Below are 13,555 nucleotides of genomic sequence, written 5' to 3'. Positions count from 1 at the left end.
CCAAACATAGGGCTGGCATCTTCGAGACTGCTTAAAAATCGCGGTTAAGGAAACTTTGCCTGACTGGATGGTTAGCGAAAGGGCACGCTTTTGGGTTTCCGGAAGGTGAATCTCTGGAATCTGTGCGGAGCCGGCACACCGGCCGGAACGTGCGAATACCGATGAATCGGGGCCGCTGAAAAGCCACGGGCAAGGCTGGGTCTCGATACTTGCGGCAGCATCATTCCGACCCCTTGAGGCTTGTCCATGGTATCGACCTATCTGACCTTCGATCTCGTCAATCGCGACATGCAGAAAAGCCTGAAGCAGATCGCCGGCCAGACCATGGTCGCCAACGACACGAAATATTACCAGGAGAATATCGGGAAGGTCACGACGGTCGACGAGTTCCTCGACGACTACCGCCTGTATTCCTACGCGATGACCGCTTACGGCCTGGAGGACATGATCTACGCCAAGGCCTTCATGAAGCAGGTGCTGGAAAGCGATCTCAGCGACGACAACAGCTTTGCCAACCGCCTGACCGACGATCGCTACAAGAATTTCGCCGCCGCCTTCAATTTCAGCTCGTCAGCCTCCGACACGGCCGTCGCCCAATCGGACGGGCAGATGGACGAGCTCTTCGATACCTACGACCGGACGATTGCCGCGCTCAACGACACGACCGAGGAGGAAACGCGCTATTTCAAGGTCATGCTGGGAGAGACCGGCAATATCAAGAACGTCGACGAGTTCCTCAGGAACGACCGGCTGCGCGACTACATGTTCACGGCCTATGGTTACGATGGGACATACTACAACTACAATGCGCTTCGCGGGGTCCTGACCAGCGATCCCGACGATCCGAACAGCTATTACAACACCGCCTATGGCAGCCGGCTCGACCAGTACAACGCGGCGAAGACCGAAGACAGCGAACTGGCGGAGCGGCAGTCCATCCTCGGCCTGCAGGATTCGATCGCGCTCGGAGAACAGCTCAAGGCCGATCTCGAAGAGCAGATGGCCGCCAAGCAGGAGGAGCTGGACAATGGCGGCGATCCCGACGTCCTGCAGCCCGAGATCGACGCCTTGCAGGCCGAGATCACAAAGACCGAAAACCTGATCCAGAAGGATCGCGACGCCTTTGAAGAACAGCAGCCCCGGCTCGAGGAATTGAACTCCAGGCTCGTCCCGCCCGAACAGGCGAACCAGCGGCGGGCCGAGCTCGCGAAGATCATCGACGGCACCAAAACGGACATCCCGTTCCTGCAGCTCATGGAGATGCTGGCCGAGGATTTCAACTTCAACGCCGACGGGACGGTCCCGGCCGAAGGGGCCGTGACGCCGGAAAAGCTGCAGGAGATCATCGGCGGCTATTTCAACAAGCAGACGCGCCTGACGCATGCCGAAGCGATGTTCAATCAGGAATATTTCGAGCAGAAGGTCAAAACGGCGACCAGCGTCTCCGATCTCACCGAAGATCCACGCATTCTCAATTACATCAAGGCCGCCTTTGATCTGACCGACAGCTATATCGTCAAGTCCACGATCGAGCGGATTTTGACCAATGATAGCGGCATCGTGGAGGAGTATGAGAAGGAGCGGCCGCAATACCGTGAGCTTTACGAAGCCTTCAACTTCAACGCGGACGGTACCGTTGCCGCCGGGGAAGCGCAGACCGACTTCCAGACGAACAAGACCCGCAACAACTACATGAGCCGGTGGGACGACAAGCAGGAAGAAGACTACGACAAGGCTGTCAAATTCTACAAGACGGACATGGCGGCGATCAAAACGCTGGACGATCTCTTCAGCTCGGAGGCGGCAACCACCCTTGCATTCGCGCTGCAGGCCGTCGGTATCGATCCTTCCGAATATTCCGCATACAAGCTCAAGACCGTGCTGCGAAGCGACCTGTCCGACCCGAACAGCTATGTCTATCAGCTGAAGGACGAGCGGCTGGTGACCTTCGCCAAGCTGTTCAACTTCGACAAGGACGGCGATATCACCACGCCGGTGCTGGCCCAGTCCAACGCGGCGATCACCAACGTCGCCAAGGACTATATCCTGCGCAAGACCCGCTTCCTCGAAGGCGATGAACTGGAAGCCGCCAAGAAAAAAGCGGAGGAGGAAGCGAAATATTACACGGACGCCATGCAGCGCATCGACAGCCGCGACGAACTGCTCGCCGACCGCAAGCTGCTCGACATTCTTTTGACGTCGAAGGGCATCGATCCCGAAACGGTCACCGACGATTTCCTGAAACAGGCCTTCAATTCCGATCTCGACGACCCGGAGAGCTTCGTCAATGCGCAGACCGACAAGAGGTTCGCCCAGATGGTCGGCACCTTCAACTTCGATGCCCAGGGCAATATCGACCGCAGCGCTGCCGGCGAGGCCCAGAACGGTGGCGAGGTAGCGGCAACCCTGAACCTCTATGTGCGCCAGCTTCTCGAAACGCAGCAGGGCGAGGAAAACGCCGGCGTCCGCCTGGCCCTTTACTTCCAGCGCATGGCCGATACCATTACCGACGCTTACGTCATCCTCGGCGACGAGGCGCTGATGGAGTTCTTCCGCATCGCATTCCAGCTGCCCCAGGAAATCGGCAACATGGATGTCGATCAGCAGGCGAAGATCGTAGAGAAGAACCTCAATCTCGAAGATCTGTCCGATCCGGAAAAGCTCGGCAAGCTGATCGAGCGCTTCACGATGATGTACGACCTGGAGAATGCCACCGTGAGTTCGTCGGCGCTCGACATCCTCTATGGCAGCAATGGTTCCGCTGGTATCAGCGCCGACACCCTATGGGCATTGTCTCAGATCAGGATGGGCTAGGGGCCGGCATGGCCTATGGCATCGGCCCGAAAATCGGAATCGATTTTCGGTAAGCACGATGCGTAGATTCAATAAGTTAGAGCGTCCTTTGTGTGTCCGTTCGGACGCACGGCGCTCTAGGTTTCGTCGATCTTGCCCGCCGGCTCGAAATTCGGGTCGGCATTGGCCGCCAGCCAATCGAGATCGGCATGCATCGCGCCGCGGCTTGCCTCCTCCATGCGGCGATACCGCGAAAGCAGTTCCCGGCCGAATTCGGTCAGGCCTGCGCCGCCGCCGCTTTTTCCCCCGTGGCGGGTGAAGATCGACGGTTCGCGGAACATGCGGTTGATCTCGTCGCCGAGCAGCCACGCGCGGCGATAGGACATGCCGATCGCGGCACCCGCGGCCCGGATCGAGCCGTGTTCGGCGATGAGCTGGAGAAGCTGCGCCTTGCCAGGGCCGAGCCGAACGCCGTTGTCGAGATCGATGCGGATCGTGGTTCTCGGAGGCCGGCTCATGGGATCGTCACCACTTTGCCCGGGTTCATGATCCCGGCCGGATCGAAGGCCTTCTTGACGCGCCGCATGAGGTCCATCTCGATCGGCGCGCGGATATGCGCGAGCTCGTCGCGCTTCAACTGGCCGATACCGTGTTCGGCCGAGATCGAGCCGCCGGCGGCAAGCACGATGCCGTGCACGATCGCGTTGATCTCCCGCCAGCGGGCGATGAAGGCCGCTTTGTCACCCCCCATATCGGCGCTGAGGGGCTGGGAGATATTGTAATGGATGTTGCCGTCGCCGAGATGGCCGAAGGCGCAGATGCGGGCGCCGGGAATGGCAGCCGTGACCGCCTTGTCGGCTTCCGCCATGAAGGCCGGAATTTTCGAGACCGGCACCGAGACGTCGTGCTTGATGGAGCCGCCTTCCGGCTTCTGGGCGTCGGACATGCCTTCCCGCATGTGCCAGAGCGCCTTCTGCTGGGCGACGGAGGAGGCGACCACCGCGTCGCGGATGAGCCCCGCTTCGAAACCCTGCTCGAGCAGCGACTGGATCATCGTCTCCGCCGTTTCGGCGGAATCCGAGGTCGAGATGTCGATCAGCGTGTACCAGGGATGCGGCTCGGAAAGCGGATCGCGCACGCCTTCGATATGGCGGGTGGTGAATTCGATGCCGATCCGCGGCATCAGCTCAAAGCCCGTCAGCGCCGTGCCGCAAAGGTTGGAGGCCCGCTCGAAAAGCTTCAGGGCATCTTCCGGGGAGTTGAGGCCCGCCAGCGCCACCTGGTGGCCGGCCGGCTGCGGAAAGAGTTTCAGGACGGCGCCGGTGATGATGCCGAGCGTGCCTTCCGCGCCGATGAAGAGGTCGCGCAGGTCGTAGCCGGTATTGTCCTTCTTGAGGCGGCGCAGCCCGTCCCAGATCTCGCCCGTCGGCAGCACCACTTCGAGGCCGAGGCAGAGCTGGCGCATGTTGCCGTAGGCGAGCACGGCGGTGCCGCCGGCATTGGTGGAGAGATTGCCCCCGATGCGGCAGGAGCCTTCCGAGCCGAGCGACAGCGGGAACAGCCGGCCGACGGCTTCGGCCGCCTTCTGCACGTCGGCAAGGATCGCGCCGCCATCGGCGACGAGCACGTTGGCGACGGGATCGACGTCGCGGATGCGGTTCATCCGCTCGAGCGAGACGATCAGGTCGCTGCCGCCGGTGCGGGGCGTCTGGCCGCCGACGAGGCCGGTATTGCCCGTCTGCGGCACGATAGGCGTACCGGTCTCGCTCGCGAGCTTCAATATTTCCGAAACCTCCTGCGTCGAACCCGGCTTCAGGAGCATGGGCGAGGACCCCTGATAGAGCCCGCGGCCTTCGACGAGATGGGGCGCCAGATCTTGCGGATCGCGCAGCACATGGTTTTCGCCTACGATCGCCGCGAAACGGTCGAGAAGCTCTGGTTTCGGTCCGGAGATATCCATAGGCTGCCTCCTCCTCTTATTCCCGCGGCGCGGCGGCGCGGGCCAGCCGGTCGTTGATCGCCTCGCCAAGCCCGTGATCAGGGATGGGTGTGACCGCAATGCGGGCCGCACCCGTCGCATCGGCGCGCTTCAGGTAATCGAACAGGTTTGCCGCCGCCTGCGCAAGATCGCCGGAAGGACTGAGATCAAAAACCGCTACGGCGCGTTCGACCCCCTTCACCGGGGTAGGGCCCAGCCGGATCAGCGCCTCGCCGGGCTCGACATGGTCGGCGTTGAGCCGCACGGCGGCGCCCGGCGCATAGTGGGAAGCGAGCATGCCGGGCGCTTCGATGATCGCCGCCGGACCTTCCGGCCGGATCACCGTAAGGCCGGTGGCCTTCTCGATCTCCTCTGCCGCCACGCCACCGGGTCTCAGCAGGCGGATGATACCGTCTTCCACGCGCACGATGGTGGATTCGACGCCCACCGGTGCGGCGCCGCCGTCGACGATGAGCTTGAGCCTGTCGCCCAGGTCCTCCGCCACGTGGCTCGCGCTCGTCGGGCTCACCTTGCCGGACGTGTTGGCGCTCGGCGCGGCAAGCGGCTTCCCGAAGGCGCGGATAAGCTCGGATGCGAACCCTTTCGGCAGGCGGATGCCGATCGTGTCGAGACCCGCGGTGGCGAGCGAGTGGATGCCGTTTTCCGGCTTCAGCGGCAGGATCAGCGTCAGCGGCCCGGGCCAGAAGGTTTCGGCGAGCGTTTTCGAGATCGGATCGAAAACCGCATAGCGCTCGGCCATGGAAAGGTCGGCCACGTGGCAGATCAGCGGGTTGAAACGCGGCCGCCCCTTGGTCTCGTAGATGCGGGTGATGGCTGCGGGATTGGTGGCGTCCGCGGCGAGCCCATAGACGGTCTCGGTCGGGATCGCCACGGGAAAGCCTTCGGCAAGCACCGCACAGGCTCGCTTGAGCGCGTCTTCGTGGTTGCGGGTGATATCGATGATCTCGGCCGTCATGTCCGCACGTCCATAGCGCGGACCGGGCCGTCTTCAAAGCTTTTTGATGATCTCGCGCAGCGCATTGCTCGATGCGCCGAGCGTCAGCACGTTCTTGATCGCTTCCATCGGATCGCTGGTCTGGAACAGGAGCCCGTTCTTGCGGATCGAGCGGTCGATCCGGAATGGCTCGCCCGGCTCGCCCTCGATCGCGACGGCGAAGTACATGCGCGAATAGGTCGTGCTGATGCGTTCGAAAAATATCTCCTCTTCCCCGATCTCGGAGAAGAAATTGGCGATGTAGAAGGACCAGCTGACCGGCACGCGGCGTGCAAGGAGCGTTCTCGCCGCCGTGACATGGCAGTAGCCGAGATGCGGGCGCTCGTCGAGCGTGCGGTGGAAGATGATCTTCGGGAACTGGATCGACCGATGGAATGCGTTGATCCGCTCGTGGCTCTTTTCGCCGGCGGCTTCCAGTTTCTTGCCCGTGCGTGCCGCGACTTCCGCGTAGCTGACGTAGCGCCGCTCCGCCGGCATCCAGATGGAGCTGTTGCGGGCGATGCGCCCGGTGCGCAGGAATTCCGAATGCGCGGTCGTCTTCGGCGCCGCGGGAGCAGGAGGCTTCGGCGGCGGAGCTTCGTAATAGCGGAATTTTCCCGTAGCCCGCATGGTGGCGCTGCTCCCATCGATGGCGGGACCGTAACATTCACCCCTTAATGACCGGTTTTCCTTTCGCGGGGCTTGAGGGTTTTCCGAAGCCGTCGTCAATGCGGTTGCCGATGTCGCAATGTTGCCTATGCGACACGCGGGGCTGATGATTATATCCGCTGCAAGCTCAAGGTGCCGCCTCGCTAGGGAGGGCGGAGAATTGGGAAGCCGGTCGAAACCCGGCGCTGCCCCCGCAACGGTGGTGGAGTTGAGAGGCCTGGCAGAAGTCACTGGGAAAGAGCCGGAACGGCCGCCCGGGAAGGCGCCATGCCCGTCCCGCAAGGGACAGCTCCTGAGCCCGGAAACCAGCCTGGGATGAGAGAGAATTTGACCGATCGCGGTGGGCGCTCGGGACGCGGAGATTGCGGGTCGGAGCCGGCCGGTATTTCCCTGTCCTTCCGTGGTTGCTCAAGGGCCGCATTGACGAGGAAGGCAAGATGGAAATTCGCAGTCAGGTCCTGCGGCAGCTCAAGAACCGCCGCGAAGGCTTCAGCCTCGAACAGGCCTTTTATACCGATCCCGATTATTACAGGCTCGATCTCGAATTGATCTGGTATCGCGATTGGCTGTTCGTCGGCCACGATTGCGAACTGCCCAAGGCCGGCAGCTATTTCACGCTGCAGATCGGCGACTATCCGGTCGTCGTCGTGCGCGGCCGTGACGGTCAGATCCGGGCGCTCCACAACACCTGCCGCCATCGCGGCAGCCGGGTCTGCACCAAGGAAAGCGGTTCGGCGGTACGGCTCGTCTGTCCCTACCATCAATGGACCTACGAGCTCGACGGCTCGCTGCTGATCGCCCGGCAGATGGGCCAGGATTTCGACAAGACGCAGTTCGGGCTGAAGAAGGTCCATTGCGAGAGCGTCGCCGGCTACATCTTCATCTGCCTTGCCAACGAGGCTCCCGACTTCGCGCCCGTCCGCGCCGCGATCGAGCCCTACATGGCGCCGCATCGCCTGTCGGAGGCCAAGGTCGCCCACCAGTCGACGATTATCGAGAAGGGCAACTGGAAGCTCGTCTGGGAAAACAATCGCGAATGTTACCATTGCGCCGGCAATCACCCGGAACTCTGCCGTACGTTCCCGGAGGCGCCGACCGTCACGGGCGTGTCGGGTGCGATCGACGATCCGGTCATCCTCGAGCACTGGCAGCGCTGCGAGGCGGCCGATCTGCCGAGCGAGTTCAGGATATCGCCGGACGGCCAGTTCCGTGTGGCCCGCATGCCGCTGATCGAAGGCGCCGAAAGCTATACCATGTTCGGGAGGAGCGCCGTGCAGCGAAGGCTTTCCGACGACGTGGCGATCGACGGGATCGGTACGATGCTGCTCTTCCATTATCCGACCACGTGGAACCACATGCTGGGCGACCATGCGGTCTCCTTCCGCGTCACGCCGATCGGGCCGGAGGAGACGGCGGTCACCACCAAATGGCTGGTTCACAAGGATGCGGTCGAAGGCGTCGATTACAATCTGGAAGAGCTGACGCATGTCTGGAACATGACCAACGACCAGGACCGTCAGATCGTCGAGGAAAACGCCTTCGGAATCCGCTCGCCGGCATACGAGCCGGGGCCCTATTCGGCGGTGCACGAAGGTGGCGTCATGCAGTTCGTCGAATGGTATTCGAACTTCATGGTCAATCGCCTTCAGGGCGATCAGACGATGCTTTCGATCGTTGCGTGATCCGGTTTCTTCCGAGGCTGATCGCTTATTCGTGATCGTCGAGAACCCTTCTCCCAGGAACGGAATACTCTATTTTGCATTGTTTCCTAAACAGAATTCAGAACAAGGAAACATGAGGAATGAGATCTTTTCGTTTACGCCTGACCGCGGTCGCGATCGCCGCCGCGTCCGCTTTTGCCGGGTTTACGCCCGCGCAGGCTTTCCAGATGCCCGCGGCGCCCGGCATTTCGTTCGCCAACCCCGTGACGGATGTGCAGTACCGGGATCGCCGTGACTGGCGGCGCGACCGCTATGGCTGGCATCGCGGTTATCGAGGCTATCGCGATCGCCGTCCGGGCTATCGGTATCACAACGGCTTCTGGTTCCCGCTGGCTGCCTTCGCCACCGGAGCGATCATCGGCGGCGCGGTCGCGGCCGATCGCGGCGGCTATGGCAGCCGGCACGTCGCCTGGTGCGAAAGCCGCTACCGGACCTACCGCGCTTCGGATAATACCTACGTGCCGCGTGCCGGCGTTCGCGCGCAATGCGTATCGCCGTACCGGTAAGATCATTTCGAGGCTGGAATGTGGGACCCGGTTCGGGCATCTGCCCGGGCCGGGTTTCCGTTGCTTGTGCGTTAATCACGCATTCAGGATGAATTTTCTAGTATCGTGGGGAACTTACGGTTCGTCGATGGCAGGCGCTGTCGGAGCCGGCGAAGGAAATGAAAACGTCGACCAAGGGTTGGGAGAGTTCAACATGACGCTGTTCAAGAAAATCGCGGTCGCGGGCATTTCCGCCGCCGTTCTGCTCGGCTCGCTGATGCCGGCCGGGGCAATGCCGCTGCCGGCCGCTCCGGCAGCCGGGATCGAGGCGAATTCGGGCATAAACCTGGTGCAGTATCGCCGCGATTGGCGTGACGGCCGCGATTGGCGCGACCGCCGCGGCTGGGATGATCGCCGCGGCTGGTACCGCGGTCATCGCGGCTATCGCGACCGCCGGCCGGGCTATCGCTATTACAATGGTTACTGGTTCCCGCTGGCGGCATTCGGCGCCGGCGCGCTGATCGGCGGCGCCATCGCCGCCCAGCCGCGCTATGTCGAGCCGGCTCCCGCCCCGGTCTATGGCGGCGGCGGTCTCAACCCCCGCCATTACGAATGGTGCTCGGCCCGTTACCGGTCCTACGACGCCTATTCGAACTCGTTTCAGCCCTATAACGGGCCCCGCCAGACCTGCTATTCGCCCTACTACTGAGAGCGGCCGGCAATCGCATCGAAGGCCCGTCCGGCATGAGCCGGGCGGGTTTTCGTTTGGCAGGCGGCATCAAAGAATGCCCACCCTCTTCAACAGCCACCAGGCGGCGACCACGGACAGCGCGATGAGGCCGAAAGCATAGGCCGTTCCGCTCATGCCCTCCGCGAAGGGCAGGGAGGACGTGTTCATGCCGAAGAAGCCGGTGACGAGCGTCGGCGGCAGCATGAAGGCCGTCATCAGCGACAGGATGTAGAGGTGCCGGTTGGTCTCGGAGGAGAGCTTCGAGTCGATTTCCTCATGCAGCAGCCGGGCGCGCTCCTGCAGGGCGTAGACGTCGTGGTCGACCGCTTCCAGCCGGGCGACAAGGCGCGACGCGGCGTCGTCGAAGCCGGGCGGCATTTCGTCGTCGTCCGCGGCGGCAGCCCGCCGCATCAGCGTCAGCACGGTTCTCAGATGCCGGTGCAGCCTGACCACCGTGCGCCGGACCGGAGCAAGCCGCCGGCGCTCGTCGCGCGGCGCATTGTCGTAGACAAAATCCTCGATGAGGTTCAGCTCCTCGGTAAGTTCCATGACGAGGCTGATCAGCGTGCGCTGGAATTCGGCGACGAGCGTTTCGAACACGTCGATCGGCTGCCTGTAGCGCGATGCGTTCTTCTCGATCGCCGCCCGCACCCGGTCGATCGACCTGAGCGGCTGTAGGCGGGTGGTGATGATCACCCTGTCCGAGACGAAGAAATGCAGCCAGCCGATATCGCGCGTGTCGTTGTCGAATTCCCGCTGGAAATCGACCAGCGTGCCATAGACGAGCTGTTCGTCGAGCGTGATGGCCGCGTGGGTATCATGCGTGGTCAGCGCCGCGATGGCCGCCGGGGTGAGGCCTGGAAAATTTTCGAGGAAGGCCGTGACACGGGTATCGGCGAGATTGAGATGAAGCCAGAGGAAACCTTCGGCCACGTCCAGATCGCTGCGGGCGGCATCCAGCGGCAATCGCGTGCAGGGCGCCGAACCGGGGCGGAAGTGATAGGCCCAGACGAGCCCGGGAACGGCGGGGGTGAGGATGGACATGGGCGAGGAATCCGGAAGCATGCGCGTCACTCCTTAGGCCTCTTGTGTAACGCCGGTTCGACAAGATTTTCTAAAGCGAAAGAGATAGGAATGGGAAGCTGCTTGCCGCTGTGGTTGACAATCGCATTTACGTTTACGTAAAAGAAAGGGCAGGAGTGGGCAGCAATGCGGTGAGGCGCATATGCGCCAAGGAGGAGCATCATGTACAAGGCACCGGTCGAGGAGATCGCCTTCACGCTGAACCATGTGGCGGGCCTGGCGGAGGCCGTGGAGATCGGCCGGTTCGGGGATCTTTCCGCCGACCTGGTCGATGCTATCCTGGAAGAGGCCGGCCGCTTCGCCGGCAACGAGATGGCGCCGCTTGGCGAGATCGGCGATCGACAGGGCGCACGGCTCGTTGACGGCGAGGTGAAGACGCCGGACGGCTGGCCGGACCTCTACCGCCGCTGGCGGGAGGGCGGCTGGAACGGGCTGACCGCGCCGGAAGCCTTCGGTGGCCAGCACCTGCCGCATATGCTGAACGTCGCGGCGCTCGAAATGTGGAATTCCGCCTCCATGGCCTTTGCGCTCGCGCCGACGCTCACCATGGGCGCGATCGAGGCGCTCGTGGCTCACGGCAGCGACGCGCTCAAGGAAAAATACCTGGCGAAAATGGTCTCCGGCGAATGGACCGGCACCATGAACCTGACCGAGCCGCATGCCGGCTCCGATCTGGGCGTCTTGAAGACCCGCGCCGAACGCCGCGACGACGGCACCTACCGCATCTTCGGCCAGAAGATCTTCATCACCTGGGGCGAGCACGATGCGGCCGACAACATCATCCATCTCGTGCTTGCGCGGCTTCCCGACGCGCCGGCCGGCACGCGCGGCATCTCGCTCTTCCTGGTGCCGAAGTTCCTCGTCGACGACGACGGTTCGCTCGGCCCCCGGAACGACGTCTTCTGCCATTCGCTCGAACACAAGCTCGGCATCCACGGTTCGCCGACCTGCACGATGATCTACGGCGACGGAGTGTTCGCCCCCGAAAACAGCAGTGAGAAGGGAGCGGTCGGCTGGCTGATCGGCGAGGAGAACAAGGGCCTCGCCTGCATGTTCACCATGATGAACAATGCAAGGCTGGCGGTCGGCATGCAGGGTGTGGCGATCGCGGAGGCCGCAACGCAGAAGGCGGCCGCCTATGCCCGCGAGCGGACGCAGGGCAAGGCGCCGGGGTGGTCCGGATCGGGCATGAGCCCGATTATCGAGCACCCGGATATCGCCCGGACGCTGATCACCATGAAGGCGCTGACCCAGGGGGCGCGGGCCATCTGCTATGCCTGCGCCCACGCGATCGACATGTCGCACCACACGGAGGGCGAAGAGGCGCGCCACTGGAGCGAGCGCGCCGCGCTGCTGACGCCGGTCGCCAAATCCTTCGCAACCGATATCGGCGTCGAGGTCGCCTCGCTCGGCATCCAGGTGCACGGCGGCATGGGCTTCATCGAGGAGACGGGAGCGGCCCGTTATCTCCGTGACGCCCGTATCGCTCCGATCTACGAGGGCACCAACGGCATCCAGGCGATCGATCTCGTGACGCGCAAGCTGCCGCTCTCCTCCGGCGATCAGGTGCGCGGCTTCATCGGCGAGATGAAGGAGGTCGCCGACCGGGTGGCTGCGTCGAACGAGCCGGCTTTCGGCGAAACCGGCGACAGGCTGAAGGCCGCGATCGCCGCGCTCGAGACCGCCACCAACTGGCTGCTGGAAACGCAGGCCGATGGCAGGGTGGCCGATGCGCTGGCAGGTGCCACGCCCTATCAGCGCCTGTTCGGCCTGACGCTCACCGGCTGCTACCTCGCCAGGGGCGCGCTTGCCGATATCGGCGACGGCGGAACGGAAAAGCGTGTGGCGCTCTGCGGCTTCATGGCGGAAAACCTGCTCGCCGAAACCTCGGCGCTGAAGGACCGCGTCGTCTCCGGTGCCGCGAGCCTCGAAGCGGCCCGTGCAATCCTCGCCTGAAGGAGTTTTCCGTGAGCGACAGCCATATCCTTGTCGAACGTCCGGAGGTCCGGCCGGGCGTCATGGTGATCCGCTTCAACCGGCCGGAAAAGAAGAACGCCATCACCTCGGCCATGTACAACCGCATGACCGCGGCGCTGGAAGAGGCGAACGGCGACGAGACGGTGCGTGCCGTCGCCTTCCTCGGCACCGAGGGCTGTTTCTCGGCAGGCAACGACATGGGCGATTTCCTGACCTATGCCCTGTCGGGTTCGAAGGATGCGCCTGCCGCCGCCGTCTTCATCAAGGCGCTGGCGCTTGCCGAAAAGCCGCTGGTCTCCGGCGTCGACGGCCTGGCGATCGGCATCGGCACGACGCTCAACCTCCATTGCGACATGACGGTCGCCTCCGGCCGCAGCCTGTTCAGGACGCCATTCGTCGATCTGGCGCTGGTGCCGGAAGCCGCCTCCAGCCTTCTGGCCCCGAGGATTATGGGCCATCAGCGCGCCTTCGCCATGCTGGTGGCGGGCGAGGGCTTTTCCGCGCAGGCCGCACTGGATGCCGGCCTCGTCTGGAAGATCGTCGAGCCGGAAACGGTGGAGGCGGAAACGCTCTCGCTTGCCGCAAGCCTGGCGGCCAAGCCGCCGCAGGCGCTGAGGATCGCCCGCGATCTGGTGCGCGGGTCCCGCGATGAGGTTCTCGCCCGCATCGATGAGGAACTCGTGCATTTCTCCGCCCAGCTCAAAAGTGCGGAGGCGCGCGCCGCGTTCGAGGCTTTCATGCGGCGTTAACGCTGCCGAGCGGGAAAATCCGGCCATCCCCTTCTTTTGGCATGCGAGCAGGATTAGTTTTTCTTCTGAAAGGGAAGCAATCTCATGCGCAAAATCCTGTCGAGCCTCACGATCCTGCTGATCTCCTGTTCCGCGGCCACGGCAGGGGATTTTCCGGGCGGGGCGCCCATGTCGTTAGCCCAGTATCAGGGGGATACCCGCACCAGAACCGACGATCGCCGGCCGCGGCCGCAGCGCTATGTCTGCGTCGTGCCGCCCCGCCAGAGCGATGACCGCAACCGGCCCTATGTCTGCCGTGCCGATGCGGGCCGCGTCGGCGGGACCTGCCGCTGCCAAAACGTCGTCGGTACCGGCCGGCTGGACCTGGATTTCTAGG

The 13,555-nt window shown here is 63.3% G+C and carries 12 protein-coding genes and 1 riboswitch; of the genes, 7 read left to right on the top strand and 5 right to left on the bottom strand.

All coding sequences use genetic code 11. The features are described from left to right. The first annotated feature begins 246 nt into the window (after window positions 1-246). The gene (locus QTA58_RS03950) at window positions 247-2,814 is read left to right on the top strand and encodes a DUF1217 domain-containing protein (protein WP_085422507.1); all 2,568 of its coding nucleotides are present in this window, start codon (window positions 247-249) and stop codon (window positions 2,812-2,814) included. 116 nt (window positions 2,815-2,930) lie between these two features. Here QTA58_RS03950 and QTA58_RS03945 read toward each other — a convergent pair whose 3' ends face one another. Genes QTA58_RS03945 through QTA58_RS03930 form a run of 4 tightly spaced genes read right to left on the bottom strand, consistent with a single transcriptional unit; the run spans window position 2,931 to window position 6,395 of the window. Further along, window positions 2,931-3,311: a LysR family transcriptional regulator gene (locus QTA58_RS03945; RefSeq protein WP_289671800.1), complete on the bottom strand. Its 381-nt coding sequence runs from the start codon at window positions 3,309-3,311 to the stop codon at window positions 2,931-2,933. Then, on the bottom strand, window positions 3,308-4,753 hold the full coding sequence (locus QTA58_RS03940; protein ID WP_289671798.1) for an FAD-binding oxidoreductase: 1,446 nt from the start codon (window positions 4,751-4,753) through the stop codon (window positions 3,308-3,310). The genes QTA58_RS03945 and QTA58_RS03940 overlap by 4 nt, the downstream gene beginning before the upstream one ends. 16 nt (window positions 4,754-4,769) lie before the next feature. Beyond that, window positions 4,770-5,747, bottom strand: coding sequence for an L-threonylcarbamoyladenylate synthase (locus QTA58_RS03935; RefSeq protein ID WP_289671797.1), 978 nt, complete (start codon window positions 5,745-5,747; stop codon window positions 4,770-4,772). A 33-nt stretch (window positions 5,748-5,780) separates the two neighbouring features. Next, on the bottom strand, window positions 5,781-6,395 hold the full coding sequence (locus QTA58_RS03930; protein ID WP_085422511.1) for a DUF6656 family protein: 615 nt from the start codon (window positions 6,393-6,395) through the stop codon (window positions 5,781-5,783). Between the two features lie 152 nt (window positions 6,396-6,547). Further along, a riboswitch (cobalamin riboswitch) is annotated at window positions 6,548-6,763 on the top strand. Window positions 6,764-6,871: 108 nt separating this feature from the next. On the opposite strand from QTA58_RS03930, the gene QTA58_RS03925 reads away from it, so the two are divergent. The 3 genes from QTA58_RS03925 (at window position 6,872) to QTA58_RS03915 (ending at window position 9,349) form a co-directional block, all read left to right on the top strand. After that, on the top strand, window positions 6,872-8,116 hold the full coding sequence (locus QTA58_RS03925; protein WP_289671796.1) for an aromatic ring-hydroxylating dioxygenase subunit alpha: 1,245 nt from the start codon (window positions 6,872-6,874) through the stop codon (window positions 8,114-8,116). Window positions 8,117-8,235: 119 nt separating this feature from the next. Continuing rightward, complete coding sequence (locus QTA58_RS03920) at window positions 8,236-8,661, top strand: BA14K family protein (RefSeq protein WP_289671795.1); 426 nt, start codon at window positions 8,236-8,238, stop codon at window positions 8,659-8,661. Window positions 8,662-8,854: 193 nt separating this feature from the next. Further along, window positions 8,855-9,349 carry a BA14K family protein gene (locus QTA58_RS03915; protein ID WP_289671794.1) on the top strand — a complete coding sequence of 165 codons (495 nt, stop codon included), beginning with the start codon at window positions 8,855-8,857 and terminating at the stop codon, window positions 9,347-9,349. 69 nt (window positions 9,350-9,418) lie between these two features. Here the strand turns inward: QTA58_RS03915 and QTA58_RS03910 are convergent, their stop codons facing one another. Continuing rightward, complete coding sequence (locus QTA58_RS03910; protein WP_289673005.1) at window positions 9,419-10,414, bottom strand: transporter; 996 nt, start codon at window positions 10,412-10,414, stop codon at window positions 9,419-9,421. Between the two features lie 201 nt (window positions 10,415-10,615). Between QTA58_RS03910 and QTA58_RS03905 the strand changes: the two genes are divergently transcribed. The 3 genes from QTA58_RS03905 to QTA58_RS03895 all read left to right on the top strand — a co-directional run bounded on the left by QTA58_RS03905 (window position 10,616) and on the right by QTA58_RS03895 (window position 13,554). After that, window positions 10,616-12,409 (top strand): acyl-CoA dehydrogenase, encoded by a 1,794-nt coding sequence (locus tag QTA58_RS03905; protein ID WP_289671793.1) that lies wholly within the window; start codon window positions 10,616-10,618, stop codon window positions 12,407-12,409. Between the two features lie 11 nt (window positions 12,410-12,420). After that, window positions 12,421-13,179 (top strand): crotonase/enoyl-CoA hydratase family protein, encoded by a 759-nt coding sequence (locus QTA58_RS03900; RefSeq protein ID WP_289671792.1) that lies wholly within the window; start codon window positions 12,421-12,423, stop codon window positions 13,177-13,179. Window positions 13,180-13,263: 84 nt separating this feature from the next. Continuing rightward, the gene (locus tag QTA58_RS03895; protein ID WP_289671791.1) at window positions 13,264-13,554 is read left to right on the top strand and encodes a hypothetical protein; all 291 of its coding nucleotides are present in this window, start codon (window positions 13,264-13,266) and stop codon (window positions 13,552-13,554) included. Window position 13,555 lies beyond the last annotated feature (1 nt).

The sequence above is a fragment of the Neorhizobium sp. CSC1952 genome, assembly GCF_030378245.1.
GTDB classification, from domain to species: Bacteria; Pseudomonadota; Alphaproteobacteria; order Rhizobiales; family Rhizobiaceae; genus Neorhizobium; species Neorhizobium oryzae_A.
Note: the sequence above shows the minus strand (reverse complement) of the source record. Positions and strands in the feature narration are given on the sequence as shown.

Excerpts from the sequence above, each read along its gene's own strand:
- QTA58_RS03950 (WP_085422507.1), top strand. The coding sequence starts at position 247 with ATGGTATCGACCTATCTGACCTTCGATCTCGTCAATCGCGACATGCAG.
- QTA58_RS03945 (WP_289671800.1), bottom strand. The coding sequence starts at position 3,311 with ATGAGCCGGCCTCCGAGAACCACGATCCGCATCGATCTCGACAACGGC.
- QTA58_RS03940 (WP_289671798.1), bottom strand. The coding sequence starts at position 4,753 with ATGGATATCTCCGGACCGAAACCAGAGCTTCTCGACCGTTTCGCGGCG.
- QTA58_RS03935 (WP_289671797.1), bottom strand. The coding sequence starts at position 5,747 with ATGACGGCCGAGATCATCGATATCACCCGCAACCACGAAGACGCGCTC.
- QTA58_RS03930 (WP_085422511.1), bottom strand. The coding sequence starts at position 6,395 with ATGCGGGCTACGGGAAAATTCCGCTATTACGAAGCTCCGCCGCCGAAG.
- QTA58_RS03925 (WP_289671796.1), top strand. The coding sequence starts at position 6,872 with ATGGAAATTCGCAGTCAGGTCCTGCGGCAGCTCAAGAACCGCCGCGAA.
- QTA58_RS03920 (WP_289671795.1), top strand. The coding sequence starts at position 8,236 with ATGAGATCTTTTCGTTTACGCCTGACCGCGGTCGCGATCGCCGCCGCG.
- QTA58_RS03915 (WP_289671794.1), top strand. The coding sequence starts at position 8,855 with ATGACGCTGTTCAAGAAAATCGCGGTCGCGGGCATTTCCGCCGCCGTT.
- QTA58_RS03910 (WP_289673005.1), bottom strand. The coding sequence starts at position 10,414 with ATGTCCATCCTCACCCCCGCCGTTCCCGGGCTCGTCTGGGCCTATCAC.
- QTA58_RS03905 (WP_289671793.1), top strand. The coding sequence starts at position 10,616 with ATGTACAAGGCACCGGTCGAGGAGATCGCCTTCACGCTGAACCATGTG.
- QTA58_RS03895 (WP_289671791.1), top strand. The coding sequence starts at position 13,264 with ATGCGCAAAATCCTGTCGAGCCTCACGATCCTGCTGATCTCCTGTTCC.